The sequence below is a fragment of the Mesorhizobium sp. M0018 genome, assembly GCF_040323955.1.
In the GTDB taxonomy this organism is placed as follows: domain Bacteria; phylum Pseudomonadota; class Alphaproteobacteria; order Rhizobiales; family Rhizobiaceae; genus Mesorhizobium.
The window spans coordinates 383245-403839 of the sequence record NZ_JAMYVL010000002.1 but is presented as its reverse complement, the minus strand read 5'-3'; the positions used below and the strand labels follow the sequence as shown (position 1 = coordinate 403839).

Annotated in this window: 25 protein-coding genes and 1 tRNA gene; 15 read left to right on the top strand and 11 right to left on the bottom strand. The window is 62.8% G+C overall.

The features are described from left to right. The first annotated feature begins 176 nt into the window (after window positions 1-176). Window positions 177-377, top strand: coding sequence for a hypothetical protein (locus NKJ81_RS04235; protein WP_352539728.1), 201 nt, complete (start codon window positions 177-179; stop codon window positions 375-377). A gap of 64 nt (window positions 378-441) precedes the next feature. Here the strand turns inward: NKJ81_RS04235 and NKJ81_RS04230 are convergent, their stop codons facing one another. Further along, complete coding sequence (locus NKJ81_RS04230) at window positions 442-702, bottom strand: hypothetical protein (protein ID WP_023676401.1); 261 nt, start codon at window positions 700-702, stop codon at window positions 442-444. A gap of 220 nt (window positions 703-922) precedes the next feature. Here NKJ81_RS04230 and NKJ81_RS04225 point away from each other — a divergent pair. Next, window positions 923-997, top strand: a tRNA-Asn gene (locus NKJ81_RS04225). Between the two features lie 257 nt (window positions 998-1254). On the opposite strand, the gene NKJ81_RS04220 is transcribed toward NKJ81_RS04225, so the two are convergent. Next, window positions 1255-2160, bottom strand: coding sequence for a LysR family transcriptional regulator (locus NKJ81_RS04220; RefSeq protein ID WP_352539727.1), 906 nt, complete (start codon window positions 2158-2160; stop codon window positions 1255-1257). A gap of 186 nt (window positions 2161-2346) precedes the next feature. Between NKJ81_RS04220 and NKJ81_RS04215 the strand changes: the two genes are divergently transcribed. The 7 genes from NKJ81_RS04215 to NKJ81_RS04185 all read left to right on the top strand — a co-directional run bounded on the left by NKJ81_RS04215 (window position 2347) and on the right by NKJ81_RS04185 (window position 8551). Continuing rightward, the gene (locus NKJ81_RS04215; protein ID WP_352470377.1) at window positions 2347-2574 is read left to right on the top strand and encodes a hypothetical protein; all 228 of its coding nucleotides are present in this window, start codon (window positions 2347-2349) and stop codon (window positions 2572-2574) included. A gap of 50 nt (window positions 2575-2624) precedes the next feature. After that, window positions 2625-3671, top strand: coding sequence for an alpha/beta hydrolase (locus NKJ81_RS04210; RefSeq protein WP_352539726.1), 1047 nt, complete (start codon window positions 2625-2627; stop codon window positions 3669-3671). Between the two features lie 66 nt (window positions 3672-3737). Further along, complete coding sequence (locus tag NKJ81_RS04205) at window positions 3738-3941, top strand: cyclophilin-like fold protein (RefSeq protein WP_352470375.1); 204 nt, start codon at window positions 3738-3740, stop codon at window positions 3939-3941. A gap of 62 nt (window positions 3942-4003) precedes the next feature. Continuing rightward, on the top strand, window positions 4004-4150 hold the full coding sequence (locus NKJ81_RS04200) for a hypothetical protein (RefSeq protein ID WP_352539767.1): 147 nt from the start codon (window positions 4004-4006) through the stop codon (window positions 4148-4150). A gap of 671 nt (window positions 4151-4821) precedes the next feature. Continuing rightward, window positions 4822-5307: a (2Fe-2S)-binding protein gene (locus NKJ81_RS04195; RefSeq protein WP_352539766.1), complete on the top strand. Its 486-nt coding sequence runs from the start codon at window positions 4822-4824 to the stop codon at window positions 5305-5307. Next, the gene (locus NKJ81_RS04190; protein WP_352539725.1) at window positions 5304-6293 is read left to right on the top strand and encodes an FAD binding domain-containing protein; all 990 of its coding nucleotides are present in this window, start codon (window positions 5304-5306) and stop codon (window positions 6291-6293) included. The genes NKJ81_RS04195 and NKJ81_RS04190 overlap by 4 nt, the downstream gene beginning before the upstream one ends. Further along, window positions 6290-8551: a xanthine dehydrogenase family protein molybdopterin-binding subunit gene (locus tag NKJ81_RS04185; protein WP_352470372.1), complete on the top strand. Its 2262-nt coding sequence runs from the start codon at window positions 6290-6292 to the stop codon at window positions 8549-8551. The genes NKJ81_RS04190 and NKJ81_RS04185 overlap by 4 nt, the downstream gene beginning before the upstream one ends. On the opposite strand, the gene NKJ81_RS04180 is transcribed toward NKJ81_RS04185, so the two are convergent. Then, complete coding sequence (locus NKJ81_RS04180; protein WP_352539724.1) at window positions 8490-9689, bottom strand: amidohydrolase; 1200 nt, start codon at window positions 9687-9689, stop codon at window positions 8490-8492. The two genes, NKJ81_RS04185 and NKJ81_RS04180, sit on opposite strands and share 62 nt — an antisense overlap. 89 nt (window positions 9690-9778) lie before the next feature. Between NKJ81_RS04180 and NKJ81_RS04175 the strand changes: the two genes are divergently transcribed. Both NKJ81_RS04175 and NKJ81_RS04170 read left to right on the top strand, forming a co-directional pair. After that, on the top strand, window positions 9779-10609 hold the full coding sequence (locus NKJ81_RS04175; RefSeq protein WP_352539723.1) for an AraC family transcriptional regulator: 831 nt from the start codon (window positions 9779-9781) through the stop codon (window positions 10607-10609). Window positions 10610-10678: 69 nt separating this feature from the next. Then, window positions 10679-11110, top strand: coding sequence for a cupin domain-containing protein (locus NKJ81_RS04170; protein WP_352539722.1), 432 nt, complete (start codon window positions 10679-10681; stop codon window positions 11108-11110). A gap of 55 nt (window positions 11111-11165) precedes the next feature. Here NKJ81_RS04170 and NKJ81_RS04165 read toward each other — a convergent pair whose 3' ends face one another. From NKJ81_RS04165 to NKJ81_RS04155, 3 genes are all read right to left on the bottom strand, one after another. Further along, entirely contained in the window at window positions 11166-11612 is a 447-nt protein-coding gene (locus tag NKJ81_RS04165; protein ID WP_352539721.1) for a nuclear transport factor 2 family protein, read from the bottom strand. 147 nt (window positions 11613-11759) lie between these two features. Then, window positions 11760-12101, bottom strand: coding sequence for a nuclear transport factor 2 family protein (locus tag NKJ81_RS04160; RefSeq protein ID WP_352539720.1), 342 nt, complete (start codon window positions 12099-12101; stop codon window positions 11760-11762). 138 nt (window positions 12102-12239) lie between these two features. Then, window positions 12240-13148: a LysR family transcriptional regulator gene (locus NKJ81_RS04155; RefSeq protein WP_352539719.1), complete on the bottom strand. Its 909-nt coding sequence runs from the start codon at window positions 13146-13148 to the stop codon at window positions 12240-12242. A gap of 169 nt (window positions 13149-13317) precedes the next feature. Here NKJ81_RS04155 and NKJ81_RS04150 point away from each other — a divergent pair, with 169 nt between their 5' ends. Next, the gene (locus NKJ81_RS04150; protein WP_352539718.1) at window positions 13318-14016 is read left to right on the top strand and encodes a type 1 glutamine amidotransferase domain-containing protein; all 699 of its coding nucleotides are present in this window, start codon (window positions 13318-13320) and stop codon (window positions 14014-14016) included. 237 nt (window positions 14017-14253) lie between these two features. On the opposite strand, the gene NKJ81_RS04145 is transcribed toward NKJ81_RS04150, so the two are convergent. From NKJ81_RS04145 to NKJ81_RS04135, 3 genes are read right to left on the bottom strand one after another with little or no spacing between them, the layout of a single operon-like run. Beyond that, the gene (locus NKJ81_RS04145; RefSeq protein WP_352539717.1) at window positions 14254-14808 is read right to left on the bottom strand and encodes a nuclear transport factor 2 family protein; all 555 of its coding nucleotides are present in this window, start codon (window positions 14806-14808) and stop codon (window positions 14254-14256) included. Continuing rightward, window positions 14805-15788: an alpha/beta hydrolase gene (locus tag NKJ81_RS04140; protein WP_352539716.1), complete on the bottom strand. Its 984-nt coding sequence runs from the start codon at window positions 15786-15788 to the stop codon at window positions 14805-14807. The genes NKJ81_RS04145 and NKJ81_RS04140 overlap by 4 nt, the downstream gene beginning before the upstream one ends. Window positions 15789-15847: 59 nt before the next feature. After that, window positions 15848-16351, bottom strand: a complete 504-nt coding sequence (locus NKJ81_RS04135) for a nuclear transport factor 2 family protein (protein ID WP_352539715.1) — start codon at window positions 16349-16351, stop codon at window positions 15848-15850. Window positions 16352-16479: 128 nt separating this feature from the next. On the opposite strand from NKJ81_RS04135, the gene NKJ81_RS04130 reads away from it, so the two are divergent. After that, window positions 16480-17388 carry a LysR family transcriptional regulator gene (locus tag NKJ81_RS04130; protein WP_352539714.1) on the top strand — a complete coding sequence of 303 codons (909 nt, stop codon included), beginning with the start codon at window positions 16480-16482 and terminating at the stop codon, window positions 17386-17388. Between the two features lie 27 nt (window positions 17389-17415). On the opposite strand, the gene NKJ81_RS04125 is transcribed toward NKJ81_RS04130, so the two are convergent. Continuing rightward, window positions 17416-17871 carry a carboxymuconolactone decarboxylase family protein gene (locus NKJ81_RS04125; protein WP_352470362.1) on the bottom strand — a complete coding sequence of 152 codons (456 nt, stop codon included), beginning with the start codon at window positions 17869-17871 and terminating at the stop codon, window positions 17416-17418. 241 nt (window positions 17872-18112) lie between these two features. On the opposite strand from NKJ81_RS04125, the gene NKJ81_RS04120 reads away from it, so the two are divergent. Both NKJ81_RS04120 and NKJ81_RS04115 read left to right on the top strand, forming a co-directional pair. Then, window positions 18113-18877, top strand: coding sequence for a copper homeostasis protein CutC (locus tag NKJ81_RS04120; RefSeq protein WP_352539713.1), 765 nt, complete (start codon window positions 18113-18115; stop codon window positions 18875-18877). A gap of 19 nt (window positions 18878-18896) precedes the next feature. Further along, window positions 18897-19394, top strand: a complete 498-nt coding sequence (locus NKJ81_RS04115) for a GNAT family N-acetyltransferase (RefSeq protein WP_352470358.1) — start codon at window positions 18897-18899, stop codon at window positions 19392-19394. A 19-nt stretch (window positions 19395-19413) separates the two neighbouring features. Here the strand turns inward: NKJ81_RS04115 and NKJ81_RS04110 are convergent, their stop codons facing one another. After that, window positions 19414-20436 carry an acyltransferase family protein gene (locus NKJ81_RS04110; protein WP_352470357.1) on the bottom strand — a complete coding sequence of 341 codons (1023 nt, stop codon included), beginning with the start codon at window positions 20434-20436 and terminating at the stop codon, window positions 19414-19416. Window positions 20437-20595: the final 159 nt, after the last annotated feature.

The window sequence follows — 20595 nt, the reverse complement described above, 5'->3', positions numbered from 1 at the left end:
CGAAAATGCCGTCAAGCGGCCACCATGCATTCCCAACGGTTCCTCGACATTCCATGCCCTGCCTTATCAACGCAATGCCCATCTTAGCAATAACATATTAGCTTATCGTTAAGCATGATTCTGGGCGACGGGAACCCGAAACCGGCGGCCACGTTGGGCAAAGAGGAGGCTCCGCCATGCGTCGAGCAGCTACGAAGGACGGCACGTCGCGCGGATTGTCGCAGTCTGCAGAGCTTGTGCGCTATGCCATCGACCGCCTCAGCATAGAAGGCGCAAACAGCCTGCCGCCGCGCGACCGGGCGCGGCTGGCATCGGCTACCGCCGTTCTCAAGGAGCTTTGCGAACGCCTGGAGAGCTGCTTCGGCCAGCCTAGGTGAGGCCTGGACGGACCACGCCGCTCTCCGACATTTTGCCGGATACCGGCCGGTCAGCAGGGCAGTCTCAATCCGGCCGGCGCCGTCGCTCCCACCAGACGACGAAGCGGCGCCGGTGACGGCGCACCAACGCGAATTCGTAGGAGAGCACCAGCAATCCGATCGGCACCATCCAGAAACCCAGGATCGGCAGGAAGCCGAGAATGCCGCCGATGATCAGCACGACGCCGATCGCAATCCGGAGGCCGCGCGAGCGCGGCATGGTGAACTGGCGGCCGAAGACCGAGATTTTCCGGGCCGGTGGCTGTTCGTCGCTCATTGCCGTCATGTGAAATGTCGATCCGTTTGCATCAGTAGCACCGTCAGCCGGAGAAAGCCGCAACGGCCTTTTCTGTTCCGTGACATGCGAGAGACAGCTCATATGAGGGCGCTCGCCGGCCATTGCCAGCAAGCCCTGCGCCAAAAAGCACCGAAAAAATGCGAAATGCTTCTTTGCAAAGCCGAAACGGGTTTGCTATAGGCTGCCCCACTCACGCAAGAGCCTCTGTTCCCCGGTAGCTCAGTGGTAGAGCAACCGGCTGTTAACCGGTTGGTCGCTGGTTCGAATCCGGCCCGGGGAGCCAACATCTACGCTGCGGTGCGATGCGGCCGCGGACCTATTCAATTTCCCTGTAGGATCATGCGCTTCGCTCCAGCCGGCGCGATGGGGAAGAAAGTTGTGGCCAACCTTCGCGCAAGCATCGACGCGATGTTCTGGTTATAACTAACGCTTCGAGTTGGATACCGGACCTCGACCTATGCCTTTCCTGCTGCGCCTATCGAGATTCAGGAATGAGCCGCTATCGACCACGCCCCTGAGTACAATATGACGAAGGGAACATCACGATCCCGACGGATCCCGATGCCGCAACGCGTCGACAATGATCTTGAACGCAGGAAGGTTTTGGCGGCGGCTCGGATAATAGAGAAAATAGCCATCGAAGAAGGGTGACCAGTTGTCGAGGACCTTCACCAGCAATCCTGAGACGACGTGCCGCTCCACGATGTTCTCGGGAACATAGGCGATGCCATAGCCACTCACTGCAGCGTCGATCATGGCGTAGGAGTTGTTGAAGGTAAGTTGACCGTCCACACGGACACGCAGCGCCTGTCCATCCTTCTCGAACTCCCATGCGTACAGACCACCGGCGGTTTCGTGACGCATGTTGATGCAGACGTGCCGGACCAGATCCTGCGGATGCACAGGCACGCTGTGCGCCGCGAAGTATCGCGGCGAAGCCACGGCGACTAAGCGCCAGTCCGGGCCGATGCGGACCGCGATCATGTCTTTCTCGACGCTCTCTCCAAGCCGGACACCGGCATCAAAACCTTCCTCGACAATGTTGCGGAAGGTGCTGTCCAGGATCAGTTCGACGCCGATGTCGGGATAGCCGCTGAGGACCGGCTTAAGCTTCGGCCAGACGACGCTTTCGAGCGCGTGGTCGGACAGGGTCAACCTGATCGAGCCTGACGGCTTTTCGCGGAGCGCCATCAGCGCTGTGATCTCGTCTTCGATTTCACCAATGCGCGGGGTGATCGTCTGTAGCAGCCTTTCGCCCGCAAAGGTCGTCGCGACATTACGCGTCGTGCGGGTCAGAAGGCGTATGCCCATGCGTGTTTCGAGCTGCTTGATCGTGTGACTGAGCGTCGATTGCGCGACGCCGAGCTTTGCCGCCGCCTTGGTGAAGCTGCGCTCTTCTGCGACAGCCTGAAACCACGTCAATTGGTTGAGATCGGTTCTGGCCATGAAGTTTCTCTCTCCGTCGCTTGCAGCAGATTATTCGATATGGTCGATAGGTTCATGCCGATTTATAGGGGTAATCGCTTTATGGCAAAACCATTAGGTTTGCACTGCAACAATGCATTACCGCGATGTCGGTGATTTGGATGACATGGATGTCGCAAAATGCGGCCGAGGCCGCCGGCAGGCCTGATGGTCGCGGCGATCCAGGCTTCGATCCTTCTGGGCGCGGTAGTCGGAGGGGTGCTGCTGTATGGTCTGACGATCTCCGCGATCTTCATCGGCAGCTTGGTTCTGGCCGGCTTCGCAATCGCGCTGATCGGCAACGGTCGGCGTCTGCTCAAACTCGAAGAGGACTGGCCAAAGTGGCGAGTGGTTCAATTCCAACCCAAACTTACAGGAGATCGGAAATGCCTTTGAATACCCCTGATACGAAAATACCAGCGCGTGAAATCCACCGGCGGGAGCTTTTGAAGCTGACCGGCTCCGGCATCGCCGCCTTCAGTGGGGCGTCACTCTTCAACTTTCCCTTCGCAAAGGCTCAAGACATGTCAAACGGTGCAAACAATTTCTATACAAGCGGTCAGGTGACGCTGGAGAAAGTGACCTTCAAAAGCCAATACCATATGAATATTGCGGGAAATCTGCTCGTTCCCAAGAACCTCGACCGCAATGCACGTCATCCGGCCATCGTCGTCGGCCATCCAATGGGCGCGGTGAAAGAGCAAAGCGCGACCCTCTATGCCACCAAGATGGCCGAGCAGGGCTTCATCGCCATGGCGATCGACCTGCCATTCTGGGGCGAGAGCGGGGGCGAAGCCCGACAGATCGTTTCGCCGGATGTCTATGCCGAGGCGTTCAGCGCGGCGGTGGACTTCCTCGGGACACACGCGTTCGTGGACCGCAACCGCATTGGCGCGATTGGTGTCTGCGGCAGCGGCAGCTTCGTCATCAGCGCCGCCAAGATCGACCCGCGCATGCGCGCCATCGCCACGGTCAGCATGTATGACATGGGCGCGGCGAACCGAAACGCACTCAATCACTCGCTAAGCGTCGAGCAACGGAAGCAGATCATCGCGGCGGCCGCCGAACAGCGCTACTCCGAGTTCGAAGGCGGCCAAATCCAGTATACGGGCGGCACTGATCTCGAACTGACCGCGTCGACGCATCCCATCCAGCGCGAGTTCTACGATTTCTATCGGACACCCCGCGGAGAGTTTACCCCGGCGGGTGTCTCCGACCAGATAACGACTAAGCCGACGCTGACCAGCAACGTCAAATTCATGAACTTCTACCCGTTCAATGACATCGAGACGATCTCGCCGCGCCCAATGCTGTTCATCAGCGGCGATCAGGCGCATTCGAGGGAATTCAGCGAGGAAGCCTACAGACTGGCAGCCGAGCCCAAGGAACTGGTTTGGGTCCAGGGCGCCGGTCACGTCGATCTCTACGACCGTGTGGACCTGATTCCGTTCGACAGGCTTACCAGCTTCTTCAATCAGCACCTCTCCGCGTGACTGACGAGATGGAGCCTGTGTTTGCTGGGGCGGGCTCCATCTGCCTAGAAAACGGACGAATGACCCGTGCTGAAATCACTGCTGAGCGCTGGCGTTATTGCATTTGGAATGGTTGGACCCAGGATGGCTCAAGAACGTATTCGCATTTCATCAGACTGGGGCGAGGTCACGGCCGATCTTGCCGATAACGAAGCCGCAAAATCTCTTGCTCAGATGTTGCCGCTTACCATTGAGATGAGCGACCACCTTCGCCAGGAAGAAGACCGGTAAATCTACCGGCTCCATTTCCGGAACAGACACGGCAGCGCGACTTCTCGGTCGGCACGCTCGGGCTGTGGAGTTCCGATCATTTCGTGATCTACTATCGGAATGGTCGCGTCCCGTCGCCCAGCATCGTTGTGCTCGGGAAGGTCGCCGGCGATGTTTCGATCTTTGATCGTCCCGGTTCCGTCACGGTGAGAATTGAACGTGCTGGCTGAGGCGTGTGCAGCGCGGTGGCATCACGGGAACAGCGGCATAAGCCGGGTGCGGATTTCGACAGCGCCTGCCCCTGCGGTCACAGACGCCACGACCGGCATGGAGCACCTCCTTGCCACCGCGGCGATCCGCTCCCTGATTTCCCTCGTGATCGTACTGATCCCCAGGCCGCGTTCAACACTGCCGCGCGATACCGTCCCTAGCCGACCTTCACGAGCAATCCTCCTCGGCCCGCCGGCAACGAGTAGCGCCTCAGTGCGATCACGGTCACGTTTCGTTTCCTGTGCGCTTGCGGCGAATCCTGGCGTCGTCCGATCGCGAACTCGTAGTTCTCAGCTTCATCTTTCATTTGCCGGACGACATTGCCAGTCGCAAGGCCGCCCTGCCCTGGAAAGCCGCCTGCCCTAGATTGGACAGCGGCGCGGCAATGTTCCCAATGTAGGCCGCCCAAGCCAACCTGAATGACGGGAATTACGGAATTACGGTGACACTTTTTGCGGCGGCATTCAGGGCGTTTCCGCCGCAAATCTCAAATGCGCGTTTTTTAGCCTTCCCTGACCGGCAGCGCCTTTTCACCGGAATTGACCGCCCTATTTCGCCTCGACAGGTGGGTGGCTGCTTGCTGGACGAGTCCCTTGCGGCGAGTACGGCATGTGCTTCGAGGTACCCCCACATGAACTTCCACGATCGGCACCTATTGAGGTTGCGGGTGAACGGAGAGGATCACAGCCTTTCCGATCTCGATCCCCGCGTCACGCTGCTCGACCTGCTGCGCGAGCGGCTTCATCTGACCGGAACGAAAAAGGGATGCAATTTCGGCGAGTGCGGCGCCTGCACCGTGCATCTCGACGAACGGCGTGTGAATGCCTGCATGATACTTGCCGTGTCCTGCGAGGGACGCGAGGTCACGACGATCGAAGGGCTGGCAGACGGCGACGCGCTTCATCCCGTGCAGCAGGCGTTCATCGATCATGATGGTTTCCAGTGCGGATTCTGCACGCCCGGCCAGGTGATGTCGGCGGCGGCGCTGATCGAGGAGGGACATACCGGCTCCGATGCCGAGATCCGCGAATGGATGAGCGGCAATCTGTGCCGCTGCTCCGCCTATCCGCAAATCGCCGAGGCGGTGCGCGCGGCGGCCGGGAGGGTGAGCCAATGACCCCATTCGTCTACGCGCGCGCCGACAGCCTGGGCGACACGATCGCGGCCGGTGCCGCGCCGGACAGCGCCTTTCTCGCCGGCGGCACCGAATTGCTCAATTGGCTGCGCCTTGGAATTGCCGGGCCGGCGCGGATCATCGATATCTCCCGCCTCGATGGGCTGGATCAGATCGAGGCACTGCCCGGCGGCGGCTTGACGATCGGCGCGCTGACGCATCTCAACGATGTCGCGCAGCATCCGCTGGTGATGCGCGATTATCCCGTATTGAGCCAGGCGATCCTCAACGCGGCGTCGCCGCAACTGAGAAATCTCGCAACGATAGGCGGCAATCTGCTGCAGAAGACGCGCTGCGCCTATTTCCGTGCCGAAGAGCAGCTGCCATGCAACAAGCGTCAGCTCGGCTCCGGCTGCTCGGCATTGCATGGCATCAACGACAATCACGCAATCTTCGGCTGGACCGAGGATTGCGTCGCCACCCAGCCATCCGACCCGGCGGTGGCGCTGGCAGCACTTGATGCGGTCATCGTCACCGCGCACCGCAGCGGCGGCCGGCGCATTCCGGCAACGGAATTCCACCTGCTTCCCGACACGCGGCCCGAGGCGGACAATGTGTTGCAGCAAGGCGAACTGATTACGGCAATCGAGCTGCCGGCGCCGGCGCCGCGATCTGCCTACCTCAAGGTGCGCGAGCGCGAATCCTACGAATACGCCATCGTCTCCGCCGCCGCTGTACTGGAGATGGACGGCCAAACCATTCGTCGGGCTGCCCTGGCGCTGGGGTCCGTCGCGCTGCGGCCGTGGCGGCTGAGCGCCGCCGAGGAGCAGCTCGCCGGCGCCGAAATCGGCGATCGCGAGGCGTTGAGCACCGCTATCGAGCAATCCTTCGCCGAAGCGCGTCCCTTGTCGCAGAACGCCTACAAGATCGAACTGGCCAAGACCGCCGCTTTGCGGGCGATCGAAAGAGCAGCGAGGATGCCGTCATGATGATCAGCCAGCCTGTTGCCCGCCCTGACGGCGGCGCCAAGGTGACCGGCCGCGCCCGCTATGCGGCCGACTATTTCGCCCCCGACCTGCTCTATGCGGTACTCGTGACCGCGCCCGTTCCGGCCGGCCGCGTGACGTCGATCATGGTCGACGACGCGCTCGCCGAGAAGGGCGTCGTGCGTGTGCTCACGCATGAGGACATGCCCAAATTCGGCCGGTTCGCATCGCCGAGGGCCGAGCCCGATACGCAGATGCAGCAGGCCGAAGGCCCGCCGGCCGCGCAGAGCTTCATGCCCATGCAGGGCGACGAGATACGTCACGAGGGTCAGCCGCTTGCCATTGTGCTGGGCGAGACGCTGGAGGCGGCGGAGGCCGGCGCCCGCCGCGTCGCATTGCGCTACGAGTTCGCCGAGCCGGAATTGCCGGCACCGCCGGAGTGGACCGCCATCGACAAGGCTGCGGTCGTGCCGAGGGAGAGCGGCTTCCTGTTCCTGGAGCCGACGTTTACGAAGGGCGAGGTCGACCGCGGGCTTAGCGACGCCGCCGCCACGGTCGAAGCCGTCTATTTGCAGCCGTCGCGCCATCACAACGCCATGGAGCCCTCGGCGACGCTCGCTGAGTGGAATGACGGAGAGCTGACGCTGCACGATGCCACGCAGCACGTCTACGGTGTCCGCCAGGTGCTTGCCGCCCGCATGAATGTCCCGGCCGAGAAGGTCCGCGTGATTTCCCGCCATACCGGCGGCGGCTTCGGCGGCAAGGGCTGGATCTGGCCGCATCAGGTGCTGGCCGCCGCCGCCGCGCGCATCATGCAGCGCCCGGTCAGGCTGGCGCTAAGCCGCGCCAACGCCTATTCCTGTCTCGGCTATCAGCCGCGCATGGCGCAGAAGATCGTGCTGGCGGCGGACAGCTCGGGCAAGCTGACCGCCGTGCAACAGGACGTGATCAACCTGACCACCGTGAGCGACGATTTCGTCGAGTTCGCCACCGAAGCCTCGAAGGGTCTCTACGCCACGCCGGCGATGCGTCTCAGCCAGCGCGTCGAGCGCGCGAACGTCGCCATGCCGACGGCGCTGCGCGCGCCGGTCGAGGGTCCAGGCACCTGGGCCCTCGAAAGCGCGATGGACGAGCTCGCCCACCGCCTGGGCGTCGATCCGCTCGACCTGCGTCTGATCAACCATGCGGACACGGATCCGGCCACCGGCCAGCCCTGGTCATCGAAGAAGCTGCGCGAGGCCTATGAGGAAGGCGCCCGCCTGTTCGGCTGGCGCGAGCGCCCGCGCAAGCCGCAACGCGACGGCGATTGGCTGATCGGCTACGGCATGGCGACCTGTACCATGGGTTGTTTCCGCCACCCGACGCCTGCAGCCGAGGTCAGGCTGCACAGGGACGGCACGGTGCTCATCCGCACCGGCACGCAGGACATAGGGACCGGAACACTCACCATCTTTCCGCAGATCGCAGCCGACGTGCTGGGCCTGCCGATGGAGAAGATCGAGTTGGAAATGGGCGATACGCAGCTGCCGGAGGCGGGACCGACCTATGGCTCGTCATCGACCATGGGGGTGGGCGCGGCGGTGCTTGCCGCAGCCGAAGATGCGCGTTCGCAGCTTGCCCGTCTTGCCAATCTGCTGCCGGACGAGGTGGAGATGCAGGACGGCAAGATTCGCCGCAGGGGCGCTGCCGGCGGTCAGACGATCGCCGATGTGATGAGCCATACCGACATCGGCGAGATCGTCGGCTCCGGCTCGTTCGATCCGGCGCAGCATGGCAAAGGCCTCGCCATGCGCACTTTCGGCGCGATTTTCATGGAGGTCGGCGTCGATCCGGGGCTCGGCCTGCTCAGGCTCCGTCGCGCCGTCGGCAGCTACAGCGCCGGCCGCATCGTCAATCCCCGCACCGCACGCAGCCAGATGACGGGCGGCATCATCTGGGGCTGGGGCATGGCGGCCATGGAGCAGAGCAGGCACGAACCGGTGCTTGGGCGGTTCCTGTCGAAGAACCTTTCCGGGGTCGCCATTCCGGTCAACGCCGACATTCCCGGCGACATCATAATCCACTTCGTCGATGAGGTGGACGAGCATGCCAGCCCGATCGGCGGCAAAGGCATCGGCGAACTCGGCGCCACCGGCGTTGCCGCTGCTGTTGCCAACGCCGTCTTCGACGCCACAGGCAAGCGGATCCGGGAGTTGCCGATCACGCCGGAAAAACTGCTGTCGAAGGATCGGCCCGCGGAAGCGTCTGCTCGACCAGGTTGACGTAATAGCGCATCACCGTCGGCACGATCTCGTCGTTGAAAACGTAGCGGTCGCCATGCAGGCCTTTGCCCGGGCCAGCCTCGCCGGCGCCGATCCAGGCATAGCAGCCGCCGGCGTCGCGGATCATGAAAGCGAAATCCTCGCAGCCGAGACTGGGGCTGAACTCGGTCAAGACATTCTCCCGGCCGACGACGGGGGCGGCGGCCTCGACGGCGCGGGCCGTCGCATCCGCCGTATTGATCAGCGGCGGATAGCCCTTCCTGTAGTCGAGCCTGGCCTTGAGCGAATGCGCGGCGGCAATACCTTGTGCGATCTCGCCGATCAGCCTCTCGCAATGGTCGGAAAGGCCTTGCTCGAAGAAGCGGCAGGTGCCTTGCAGCCAGACCTTGCCCGGCACGATGTTGCCGACATTGCCGCCATGGATCTGCGTGATGCTGACGACAAGCGCGCTCTGCGGGTCGACCGAGCGGCTGACGATGCGCTGGACGGCTTGCACGAAGGCGCTGGCGGCCAGGATCGGGTCGTCGCCGAGCTGCGGCATCGCGGCATGCGCGCCAAGACCCTCGAAGGTCAGCTCGAAATTATCGACGGCCGCCATTTGCGGCCCGACGCGGGCGGCGATCGTCCCCAGCCTGAAGCCCGGCCAGTTGTGGACCGCATAGACCGCCTTGACCGGAAAGCGCTTGAACAGGCCGTCCTCGATCATGCGCATGCTGCCTCCCTCGTTTTCCTCGGCTGGCTGGAAGATGAAAGTGACGGCGCCGTCGAAGGCGCGCGACTCGCTAAGCAATTTGGCGGCGCCGAGCAGCATCGCGGCGTGGCCGTCATGGCCGCAGGCGTGCATCACGCCCTCTTGCCTCGAAGCATAGGACAGGCCGGTTTTCTCCAGCACCGGAAGCGCGTCGAGCTCGGCGCGAAGGCCGATAGCGCACGTTCCAGCGCCGCTGCGCAGGACACCGACGACGCCGGTGCCGCCGATCCCTTCATGCACCTCATCGACGCCGAAGGAGCGCAGCTTCTCTGCAACGAAACGCGCCGTTTCGTATTCATTGAATCCGAGCTCCGGATTGGCATGGATATGGTGCCGCCAGCCTATGACCTCTGGTGTCAGCGCGGCGATGGGGTCATTATGCAGCATGATGCCTCCTTTCACGCCGGCAAGGCGGCGCGGTTTGATCCTGCCAGCCATAGAAGGCCGGACGAGAAGCGTCTTGAACCGGATTGACCATGGCAAGGACAAACGAAGCGGCAGAGACCGGGAAATTCTGGCGCCATCCGTGCTTCCCCGACCTTGGTCTGTTTAAGGCGCGCTTCACCCGGCACCGTTACGACCTGCACACGCACCCGACCTATGTGGTCGCCCTGATCACCTCCGGCTGCGAACGCATTCGCATCGGCCGCCAAAGCGTTCTCGCTCCGGCAGGCACCATTGCCGTCGTCAATCCCGAGGAGTGGCATGACGGCGAACGCGGCGCGGACGAAGGCTGGGCTTACCGGACGTTTTATCCTTCGGTGCCGCTGATGACCGCGCTTGCCCGCGAACTCGGCCGGGACGGCGCTCCAATGTTTTCGCGCGCGACGATCGAAGACAGCAGTCTCGCCGCGGCATTGATGGCAGCACACCAGGGCTCGACATCCCCGGAAACAATGACGGCCGAGACGTCCCTGCTCGTGGCGCTGCGACGGCTGATCGTTCGGCATGGCGGCTCGAGCGGACAGGCCGAAGAGATCGAAAGCTCAGGATCGCAGCGGAGGTTTTCGCTCTGTCGCGACCTTATCGAAAGCGAACTTGGTTCGCAGCTCGACCTCAAGCGGCTTGCCGGCGTGGCAGGCGTGACCCGGTTCCAGGTCATCCGCGACTTCAACAAGGCGATCGGCCTGACGCCGGCGGCCTATATCCGGGACCGGCGATTGCGCCGGGCGAGCGCGCTGATCGAACAGGGATCTGGCCTCGCCGACGCCGCTATCGCAGCAGGTTTCGCGGACCAGAGCCATCTGTCCCGTACATTCCGGGCTATGCATGGCATGACGCCAGGCATGTTCAGAAGAGCGGGATAAGGCGCTCCCCAACAGACAAGCTTGCGCACCAATGCGTGCTGCGCGATGCTGACGCAGCCTGGGGGAATCATGCGAAAAATCTTGGCGCCGACGCTGCTGCTCGCGGCTGCACTGTTTGCAAACAACGCCCAGGCGCTGGATGCCGGCGGGACGCCGGTTGTCGTGACCCCGCTTGCCTCTCGCACCGAGACCGCGTCCGGCCAGCCGATCACGCTGCCGCAGAACAACGTCCAGGTCCTGGTCTCGGCCTATCAGATCGCGCCGGGCGCGACCTTGCCGGTCCACAAGCATCCGTTTCCGCGCTATGCCTATGTCGAGGCCGGCACGCTTCAGGTCACCAATGTCGAGACCGGCAAGAGCAACACCTATCAAACAGGTGATTTCATCATCGAGATGATCGGGCAATGGCATCAGGCGACCAATGTCGGCGCCGACCCGGTCAAGCTGCTGGTCATCGACCAGGTCGAAGAAGGCACCAAGAACACCGTGTTGCGCCAGTAGCTGCCAGGTCTGAGAACGGCGTCCGGGGCGGATCCAGCACAGCGCGTAACAGACGTCAGAACGCGAACCCCTCCGGCAAATTGTGATTCCAATAGCCTTCCTCGACCAGTTCACTTATGCGCCAGCCCTCGGACGTGCGTACGACGCGGTCTCGATACCAAAGCCCCTGGAAGAAGACCTGCCTTTTGCCTTCGCCGAGGTCTACCACCATCGGGCATGAACAATGCACGCGCGCGCTGGCCTCGTCCCCTCGGAGATCCAGAAGGATTGTCGAAATGGCGTGCTGCGAGATCAATATCTTGGAAAGGGCGCCTTTCATGTAAGCAACATGCTCATCCACACCGCTCCTGATTCCACCTGTTACAGTGTCGTCAAGCAAGGCATCGGGTGTGAATATTTTGCGATAGGCTTCCCAGTCGCGATCGTCCACCGCATAGCAATAGCGAACAAGCAGCTGTTCGATCTCAAGCCTATCGGAAACCTCCTGCAATGAAAGGGTCATGTCCTGTCTCCGCGGTTGGCGGCACTAATGCCGCATGCGCCAAGCCTGCCCCGACATTTCGATCAATATTCACGTTGCCGATGCTCCGAGCAACCTCGCCGCGCGATTGGGCCTGCGCAAACCCGAACACTCATTTGGCCTTCGCCTTTACCCGGTCGGCCGCAGCGGCCAGAACGGCGCGATCCCCCTCTTCGTACAAGCGGCGGATGGAGATTGCCTTGACGCGCCAGCCTTCCGGCGTCCGCACCAGCCGGTGGAGATACTGCCGCCGACCGTCCAGAACCTGGCACCGATCCAGTGGGCTGCGCGGACATGGCTGCGTGCAACCGCGTCATTGCCCGCGCCTTCGACAATGATGTTGGTGATGAGGTGCTGGGTGGCGTCGAAGCCCGGCAGCAGCCCTTGCCACTGCGCGATCAGCGCGTCGCTGCCGCTGGTCGCGGCTTCGCCGCCGAAGAGGCTGGTATAGTCGGTCGTGACGGACAGCACTTAGTTGGCGGCATGGTGCGACCCTAGCTGCCGCTTGCTGATAGCTCGGGCAAGTCCGGATCTGGTGCTCGGCATACGGCACGATGAATGGCCCGGTTTGGCCTTTGCGGACATCAACGCGAATACAAGAAAGCCGTCTTAGGTCTCCGACGTCATTTCTTTTGCCAATTCGCCGATCATCGAACGCAACCACATGTGGGCTGGGTCGTGGCGGTAGCGAATGTGCCAAGCCATCTGCACTGGAAAAGTGCCGAGGTCGACGGGCGCCGGTAGTATCTTCAGGCGCGGATCCCTCTCAAGGCTGCGGCAGATCAGTCTCGGCAGCGTTGCGCAGTAATCCGTGACGGCAAGCATCTCTGGTACGGCCAGGAAGTGCGTGACAGAAAGGGCAATCTCTCGCTTGAGGTTTTGTTGCTCCAATGCCTGGAAGAGGCCCGCCCGCAGCCGGCCCGGCGGGAGCACGTTCACGTGCTTGAGCCTTTCATACTGTTCTCGGGAAATATGGTCTCGAACGTCGGGATGATCCTTGCGCACCGCGCAGGCGAGCCCATCGTCCATAAGATGCTGGACGACAAGATTGCCCGGCGGATCGACGATCCGGCCAATCACCATGGCCGTGGTACCGGAAATGACGCCGGTCTCGGCGAGATCGTTGCCAAATGCTGTCATGCGGAGCTTGATACCAGGCGCCAGCTCACGCGTCCTCGCGACGAGGGCCGGCATCAACACAAGCTCCACGTAACTGTTGGGGGCAAGCGTGAACAGCCGTTCGGCCTTTGCTGGCTGAAACTCCTGCTGGTTCAAAATGAGATCGTCCAGTTGCGCCAGCGCTGCTTCGATCGTCGGAGCGATCTCCTCGGCCAATTGCGTCGGCTTTATGCCATACCTTTCCCGGATGAATAGCGGATCCCGGAGGGTGTCGCGCAGGCGGTTCAACGAATTGGACAGCGCCGGCTGGGTGATGCCCAGTCGCGCTGCTGCCCGTGTCACGCTCCGCTCTTCCATCAGGGCCAAGAAAACCGGGAGCAGGTTCAGATCGTATCTCATCGAGATATAATCTCGACATGAATATATAAAATAAATGAAATAAATTTCTGAAATACATGGGCAGGTGCCATTATCCGTGCATCGACAGGCCGACGCGGCCGATTGAGCTCCAAATCAACCAACTACGACGCCTCATCGGCGCGGCATCACCTGAGAAAAGGATCCGACAATGAAAGTCCTGATGGTACTCACCTCCCACGACACTCTCGGTAACACCGGCAAGAAGACCGGCTTCTGGCTCGAGGAACTGGCAGCCCCCTACTACGTCTTCAAGGACGCCGGCGCCGAGATCACCCTCGCCTCGCCGAAGGGCGGCCAGCCGCCTCTCGATCCGAAAAGCGACGAGCCTATGTTCCAGACCGACCTTACACGGCGCTTCAGTGCTGACGAGGTTGCCAGGGCGCAGCTCGCAGAAACCGTGCGCCTGGACAGTGTCGACCAGAAGGACTTCGACACGGTCTTCTACCCCGGCGGCCACGGCCCGCTGTGGGATTTGGCCGAAGATCCGAATTCGATCAAGCTGATCGGATCCTTCATCGCGGCCGGCAAGCCGATCGCCCTCGTTTGCCACGCACCGGGCGTTCTGCATCGCGTGACCAGTCCCGACGGCACGCCGTTTGTGCAGGGACGCTACGTCACCGGCTTCACCAATAGCGAGGAGGAGACCGTAGGTCTCACGAATGTCGTGCCGTTCTTGGTCGAGGACGAGCTGATCAGCCTCGGCGCGGTTTTCTCCAAGGTCAAGGACTGGGGCGTCCACACAGTCGTCGATGGCCAGCTTATCACGGGTCAGAACCCAGCATCATCGAGCGAGGCAGCTGAGGCGCTGCTAGGCGCTTTGAGCCAGAGGAAGAGCAAGACCGCCTGAGCGGTCTGGAACAACCGTGATCTGCCGACGGCTCGCGTCGGCGGATCAACTTCAGAACCCGCTACAGTCTCAAGCCTATCGGAAACCTCCTGCAATGAAAGGGTCATGTCCTGTCTCCGCGGTTGGCGGCACTAATGCCGCATGCGCCAAGCCTGCCCCGACATTTCGATCAATATTCACGTTGCCGATGCTCCGAGCAACCTCGCCGCGCGACTGGGCCTGCGCAAACCCGAACACTCATTTGGCCTCCGCCTTTACCCGGCCGGCAGCGGCGGCCAGAACGGCGCGATCCCCCTCTTCGTACAAGCGGCGGATGGAGATTGCCTTGACGCGCCAACCTTCCGGCGTCCGCACCAGCCGGTGGAGGTAGCTGCCACCGACCGTCCAGAACCGCCCGCCGATCCAGTGGGTTGCGCGGACATGGCTGCGTGCGACCGCGTCATTGCCCGCGCCCTCGACGGTGATGTTGGTTATGAGGTGCTGGGTGGCGTCGAAGCCCGGCAGCAGCCCTTGCCACTGCGCGATCAACGCGTCGCGGCCGCTAGTCGTGACCTTGCCGCCGAAGAGGCTGGTGTAGTCGGTCGTGACACGGGCTGCGAGATAGGATCTGACCCGGTTCCATTCACGCAGATCGGCATAGAGGCCGATCCCGGCAATCGCCTCGGCGATTGCGATCCTGTCTTTGACCGTCAGCGCATCTCCCGGAGCGCTCGAGGCGGGCGCCGAGACGGCGGAAATCATCGCAGCGGAAACCGCCGAGGCCAGGACATGCCGGCGCGTGACGAGGCTCATTGTCCCGCCTCCCCCGCACTGCCCAGCGTCGCGCGGAAGTGCGCGGCGACGGCATCGCTTGCGGCCTCCACCGGCGCGGCACGATCGTAGAAATCGAATTGGGTGACGTTGTCGAGCCACAGCTCCCGCCTGGAACTGTTCAGCCGCGTGTAGAATTTGTGCGCCCCCTGCGGAATGGCAGCCGCCTCGCTGTGCACCATCAAAAAAGGCTGGCGCAGGCGCGGAGCAGCCTGGATGGCGTCGAACGTCAGCCAGCCGCGCCAGAACGCCGGATCGGCCTCGTTGCGCCAGGCCGGGATCATGCCGCGATCGGGTTCGGTGTAGTAAGGCACCTTGAACATGATCGCGCGCTCGTCGGTCAGGCTCGCGGCCGGAAGGAATGCCTGTCTGCCGGTGCGGCGATATTCCGCCTCTGCCGCATCGCTCGTGGCTTCAAGCCTGGCGACGCCATGCCTGCCGCCATAGGCCTGCTCGACCACTTCGGCATCCTGTAACCAGGGCGCAACGAGGGCGACCGATTTGATCGCCGCGTTTTCGGCGGCGGCGGTGACCATATAGCCGGAGCTGGCGCAAATGCCGAGCCCGCCGATGCGGTCCTGATCGGCTTCGGGCCGGCTCGAGAGATAGGCGACCGCCGCTTCGATGTCGGCGATCTTGGCCCTAGGATCCTCGTACTGGCGGCGTAGGCCGCCGCTTTCGCCCCAACCGCGAAAATCGAAGGTCAAGGCGACGAAGCCACGATCGGCCATCTCGCGGGCGTAGCGGGCCGGCATCTGTTCCTTCACCGTCATCCAGGCGCCGGTCACGACCAGCGCCGGCCGAGGTTTTGCCGCGTCCATATCCTCCGGCAGATAGAGCTCGCCGACAAGCTGCTCACCATGCGAGGAGAATGTGACGTGCTCGACGCGCGGTGCGGCGACGGCATTGGTGACGGCGAGCGCGGCGGTGGTTGCTACGGCAAGTGTCAGGGTTTTAAACATCGCAAGTCTCCTTTGGCTTGGAGTGAGAAGCGCTGCGCGTTGCGAGAAAGACCGCCGTCTCAGCGCTCGCCAGCCAGTCGGCCGGGCAGCGGCTTCAGCGGGTAATGCGCCCAGTAGAAAGCGTCCGACTGGTACATGTCGGTCAAAAAATTCTGTGCCTCGGCGATCTTGCCGTCCTTGATGCGGAACATCAGCGCGTAGAACTGGTCGATCTCGGGACCTGAGCCGACATTCGACCAGCCGCGATGGACGTCGACAACGAGGTCGCCTTGCGCCTGGAAGAAGATCGGCTCGGCCTTGAACTTGCCATCGGCCAGGCCGCGGAAGAAGGCGACCACCTCGTCCGGCCCGCGCTTGTCGCCGGCGAGCGGATGATGGCCGGGAATGCGCCACACGATGTTGGGCGCGAGGAAGGGCCGCACGGCCTCGGGATTACCGGTCGCGTAAGCTGCGTAATAGCCTTTGATGAGCTGGATATTGCGGTCTTCCAGTGGTCCGCTGTGCGCCGGGGCGGCAGACACCGCCAGAAGAGTGCCGGCGGCGAGTAAAGCAAGCCTGGTCATCGGTCCTGTCTCCTTGCCTGTTCGAGCCGTTCCCAACACCGAGGCCCGTTCGTCAGACCCAACATGACGCCTTTCGTTCGCCGGAAAAACCGGTAGAATTCGACAGGGCTATTTGGAAAATCCTTACAATGCGCCTCGACCAGTTCAGCGGCATCGTCGCCTTCGTCAAAGTCGCCGAGGCCAAAAGCTTCACCCGCGCCGCCGCCGAGCTCGGCGTCGCTCCGGCCTCGTTAAGCGAGGCGATCAAGGGGCTCGAGGAGCGCCTGGGGGTGCGGCTGCTCAACCGGACGACCCGCAGCGTTGGCTTGACCGAAGCTGGCGCTGAATACCTCGACCACGTGCGCCCGGCAGCCGAAGATATCTGGGCGGCTGGCGCGGCACTGCGCGAAGCTCGCGACCGTCCCGCCGGCACGCTGCGCCTCAGCCTGCCGTGGATCGCCGCGCCGCTGCTGATAGAGCCACTGATGCGGCCGTTCATGGATGCTTATCCCGAAGTGCGGCTTAGTCTGATTTTCGACGACAGCTTCGTCGACATCGCCGCCGAGGGCTTCGATGCCGGCCTGCGCATCGGCGAGCTTCTCGAGAAAGACATGATCGGCGCGCGTCTGGGCGGGCCACTGCAGATGGTCGTGGTGGGTAGCCCCGATTATCTGGCGCGCAAAGGCACACCGAAGCGGCCGGCCGACCTCGCCGCCCATCGCTGCATCGCATTCGCCCTCACCCGCACGCGCGCGATTTCGCCCTGGGAGTTCACCGTGGATGGACGCGAAGTCGCATTCACGCCGGACGCATGTCTGGTCGTGAACACACTTCCGCTGTGCATTACCGCCGCCGCGCAAGGGCTGGGCCTCGCCTTCGCCGTCGAGGGCCTCGCCGCGCCGCTTCTCGCCTCAGGCGCGCTGGTCAAGGTGCTGGAGCCTTTCTGTCCCGCTTACGAGCCGCTCCACCTCTATTATCCGAGCCGCCGCCTGGTACCGCCGAAGCTGCGGGCCTTCATCGACTTCGTCCGCGCGAATTCGTACAAGCTGCGGATCTGAAGTGGCTTTTCGAGAACCCGGCCCCGTTCAGCCCCAGGCGCCGACCATCTGCCTGGTGGTTGCGTTGAGCCGGTTGAATGCGTTGATCAGGGCAATCTGGACGACCAGGGCGGCAAGCGCCTTTTCGTCATAGTGCCGGGCGGCCTCGTCCCAGACTGCATCCGGCACCGGATCCGGCCGATCGGCCAACCGGGTTGCCGCCTCGGTCAGTGCCAGCGCGGCGCGTTCGGCGTCGGTGAAGTAGGGTGTCTCCCGCCATGCGGACACGGCAAAGATGCGCTCGTCCTTCTCGCCGGCCTTCTTCAATTCGCGCGCATGCATATCGACGCAGAGGCTGCATCCGTTGATCTGGCTGGCGCGTAAATGGACGAGCTTGCGCGTCACATATGACAGGTCGGCCGTCTCCGTCGACTTGTCCAGCGCGAGCAGTGCCTGCAAGGCGCCGGGAATGAGCATCACCGGGTTTTTCAACCGTGCTTGCATGGTGGTCTCCTTAGGCGTGTTTCTGCCGGCCGCACATTTAGCTTTCGGTCGGCTGTGCTGTTAATCAATCAATAACTCGCTAGCTATGAATCGACATATAGCTGAACGGTTATGGATATGTCAAGCGGCAAAATTGGAGCACCGCCGGCCGCCCTGTCGCGTGTTGAGCCAACAGTTCCGGCTTTCATCGCACCATGCCCGATGCTACCGCTGGGCAGCTGAAATCATCGACGGATCGCCTATGATCGAGACCGAACGCCCTCGCCTGCCGCTGATCGAGATCTGCGTCGAAGGCATAGACGGCCTGCTGGCCGCGCAAGCCGCAGGCGCCGACCGTGTCGAGCTCTGTGCCAGCCTGATCGAGGGCGGCATCACACCGAGCTTCGGCACGGTGCACACGGCGCTCGAGCTGGCGACGATCCCCTTCCACGTCATCGTGCGGCCGCGCGGCGGCGATTTTCTCTATGGCGAAGCCGAATATCGTTCGATGCTCGCCGATGTCGGCGCGCTTGCCGAGCTCGGCGTCGCCGGTGTCGTCGTTGGTTGCCTCACTGCCGACGGCACCATCGACGAACAGCGCATGAGCGAATTGGTTAAGGCGGCGGGAAACTTGAACGTCACCTGCCACCGCGCCTTCGACATGACCCGCAATCCGACAGAGGCGCTGGAAGCGCTGATCCGCTGCAAGGTCGGCCGCGTGCTGACCAGCGGCCAGCGCGACACGGCGCTCGAGGGCGCTGACCTGCTCGCCGATCTTGTCAGGCAGGCCGGCGACCGCATCATCATCCTCGGCTGCGGCGGGCTTGATCCCGAGAACATCGGCAAGGTGCGGAGGAAAACCGGGTTGAGCGAAATGCACTTCGCCGCGCTCAAGGACGTGCCGAGTGCCATGCGTTACCGCAACCCGAAAGTCGGCATGGGCGGCACCGACCTCGACCGCGAATACCGCAACACCGTGACCGACGAGGCGCTGGTGGCGGCGACCATCGCAGCCGCCCGGCTGTGATCCTGGAAGATCGAACAACATGATCGAAGTGCGTTTGCCGATCGAACGGGTTTCGCCGCGTGATGAGTCCGCAATCCTCGCGCTCAACAACGAGCATGCCGCCGAATTGTCGTGGCTCGAACCCGAGCGCCTGTCCTTCCTGCTCGCCGAAGCGTTTTACACGCGCCGCATCGGTACGCTCGAAGCCTTCATCATGACCTTCGACCAGGACGCCAGCTACGACAGCCCGAACTTCCTGTGGTTTCGCCAGCGTTACCCGCGGTTCGTCTATGTCGATCGCGTCGTGGTCGCCGCCGCAGCGCGCGGGCGCGGCCATGCCCGCCGGCTGTACGAGGATCTGTTCGAGCAGGCGTCACGCGCGGGCCAGGCGATCGTCACCTGCGAAGTCAATGCCGAGCCACCCAATCCGGCTTCGGACGCCTTCCATGCCGCACTCGGCTTTGCGGAAGTGGGCGACGCGGTAATCCACGGCGGCAGGAAAGCCGTGCGGTATTATGCAAGACGGATCGCCGGCTGAACGGCGGGCGCCGTACGCCCTACCAATTGCGGTTCAGCCAGGAGCGGGCCGGCTTTTCGATGATGTAGTAGCTGCACAGCGCGCAAGCGAACGCCGCCGCAAGCATCAACCACGGCGAACTGCCTTTTATGTCGACGAATTGATAAAAGGGCTGCTGCCAAAGATAGAGCGAATACGACCACAGCCCCAGCATCGTCATCGGCAGGGACGATAGAAACCCGGTCAGATACCGGCTGCCGAAGTCGAGCGAATTGACGGCGAGTGCCAGCAGCGGCACCGCGACCAGATAGTGGATCGGGGTTGGCACGGCAGCCATGAAAAGGAGCACAGCCAGTACTGAGGCCGCCAGGGCGACATGCGGCCCCTTGAACAGCGCCGGCAGCCTGTCGTCGGCCTTGAGCAGGCATATCACCGCCGACAGCAGGATCGAGGCGATGTGCACGTCGGTGCGCCAATAGGTGCCCTCGTAGCCTATTGCGAGCACCCAGTAGGAGATGGCGCCGTTTGCCATGGCCAGCACCGACAATGCACCGAGCAACATGATGACCCGGGACCGCCCCGAGACGACGACGCTGATCAGCGCCAGGATGATATAGGCGTGCTCTTCGACGCAGAGCGACCAGATATGGTCGAGCGCGCCGGCGCGGGTGACGAGAATTCCGGCATAGTTGTAGGTGAACGTCAGCGCCGTCAGCGCCGCCTTCCACTTGAAGGCGATGAATGTGCCGGACAGGGCAACCATCGCGGCGACGACAAAAATCAGCAGTGCCGGGTAGATGCGGGAGAACCGGCGCTTGAAGAATTTCTTCAGCGGATAGTATTCGACAAACAGGATCTCGGCCATCAGCCGGCCGCTGAGCACGAAGAAGAATTCGACGCCCAGGACGCCGAGATTGATGCCGGGAACGGGGAAGAAATGGCCGATCAGCACCAGCGCGATCGACAGGCCGCGCCAGCCGTCGAGATAGGCAAGCCTGGTTCTTGCCGAGCTATCGGCGACAGGCCTGGACACGACAAGACGCGTCGCGGAGATGTCCGTCATGCCGGTCCCTTCATTGAACCTGCGAAAGGCGGGCTGGAGGCCGCATTCCTCCAGCTATATTGCAGCGCACCAGAGCTTTGTGCAAGTGCGAGATAACGACACGCCCGAAGTACGGGGGCGGACCGAAAGGGGGCTGTCACGTCCGTTCCCCGAAACGGT

Excerpts from the sequence above, each read along its gene's own strand:
- NKJ81_RS04120 (WP_352539713.1), top strand. The coding sequence starts at position 18,113 with ATGATCGAGACCGAACGCCCTCGCCTGCCGCTGATCGAGATCTGCGTC.
- NKJ81_RS04195 (WP_352539766.1), top strand. The coding sequence starts at position 4,822 with ATGAACTTCCACGATCGGCACCTATTGAGGTTGCGGGTGAACGGAGAG.
- NKJ81_RS04145 (WP_352539717.1), bottom strand. The coding sequence starts at position 14,808 with ATGAGCCTCGTCACGCGCCGGCATGTCCTGGCCTCGGCGGTTTCCGCT.
- NKJ81_RS04115 (WP_352470358.1), top strand. The coding sequence starts at position 18,897 with ATGATCGAAGTGCGTTTGCCGATCGAACGGGTTTCGCCGCGTGATGAG.
- NKJ81_RS04190 (WP_352539725.1), top strand. The coding sequence starts at position 5,304 with ATGACCCCATTCGTCTACGCGCGCGCCGACAGCCTGGGCGACACGATC.
- NKJ81_RS04175 (WP_352539723.1), top strand. The coding sequence starts at position 9,779 with ATGGCAAGGACAAACGAAGCGGCAGAGACCGGGAAATTCTGGCGCCAT.
- NKJ81_RS04235 (WP_352539728.1), top strand. The coding sequence starts at position 177 with ATGCGTCGAGCAGCTACGAAGGACGGCACGTCGCGCGGATTGTCGCAG.
- NKJ81_RS04125 (WP_352470362.1), bottom strand. The coding sequence starts at position 17,871 with ATGCAAGCACGGTTGAAAAACCCGGTGATGCTCATTCCCGGCGCCTTG.
- NKJ81_RS04220 (WP_352539727.1), bottom strand. The coding sequence starts at position 2,160 with ATGGCCAGAACCGATCTCAACCAATTGACGTGGTTTCAGGCTGTCGCA.
- NKJ81_RS04170 (WP_352539722.1), top strand. The coding sequence starts at position 10,679 with ATGCGAAAAATCTTGGCGCCGACGCTGCTGCTCGCGGCTGCACTGTTT.
- NKJ81_RS04215 (WP_352470377.1), top strand. The coding sequence starts at position 2,347 with ATGGTCGCGGCGATCCAGGCTTCGATCCTTCTGGGCGCGGTAGTCGGA.
- NKJ81_RS04150 (WP_352539718.1), top strand. The coding sequence starts at position 13,318 with ATGAAAGTCCTGATGGTACTCACCTCCCACGACACTCTCGGTAACACC.
- NKJ81_RS04140 (WP_352539716.1), bottom strand. The coding sequence starts at position 15,788 with ATGTTTAAAACCCTGACACTTGCCGTAGCAACCACCGCCGCGCTCGCC.
- NKJ81_RS04130 (WP_352539714.1), top strand. The coding sequence starts at position 16,480 with ATGCGCCTCGACCAGTTCAGCGGCATCGTCGCCTTCGTCAAAGTCGCC.
- NKJ81_RS04180 (WP_352539724.1), bottom strand. The coding sequence starts at position 9,689 with ATGCTGCATAATGACCCCATCGCCGCGCTGACACCAGAGGTCATAGGC.
- NKJ81_RS04155 (WP_352539719.1), bottom strand. The coding sequence starts at position 13,148 with ATGAGATACGATCTGAACCTGCTCCCGGTTTTCTTGGCCCTGATGGAA.
- NKJ81_RS04165 (WP_352539721.1), bottom strand. The coding sequence starts at position 11,612 with ATGACCCTTTCATTGCAGGAGGTTTCCGATAGGCTTGAGATCGAACAG.
- NKJ81_RS04230 (WP_023676401.1), bottom strand. The coding sequence starts at position 702 with ATGACGGCAATGAGCGACGAACAGCCACCGGCCCGGAAAATCTCGGTC.
- NKJ81_RS04135 (WP_352539715.1), bottom strand. The coding sequence starts at position 16,351 with ATGACCAGGCTTGCTTTACTCGCCGCCGGCACTCTTCTGGCGGTGTCT.
- NKJ81_RS04110 (WP_352470357.1), bottom strand. The coding sequence starts at position 20,436 with ATGACGGACATCTCCGCGACGCGTCTTGTCGTGTCCAGGCCTGTCGCC.
- NKJ81_RS04185 (WP_352470372.1), top strand. The coding sequence starts at position 6,290 with ATGATGATCAGCCAGCCTGTTGCCCGCCCTGACGGCGGCGCCAAGGTG.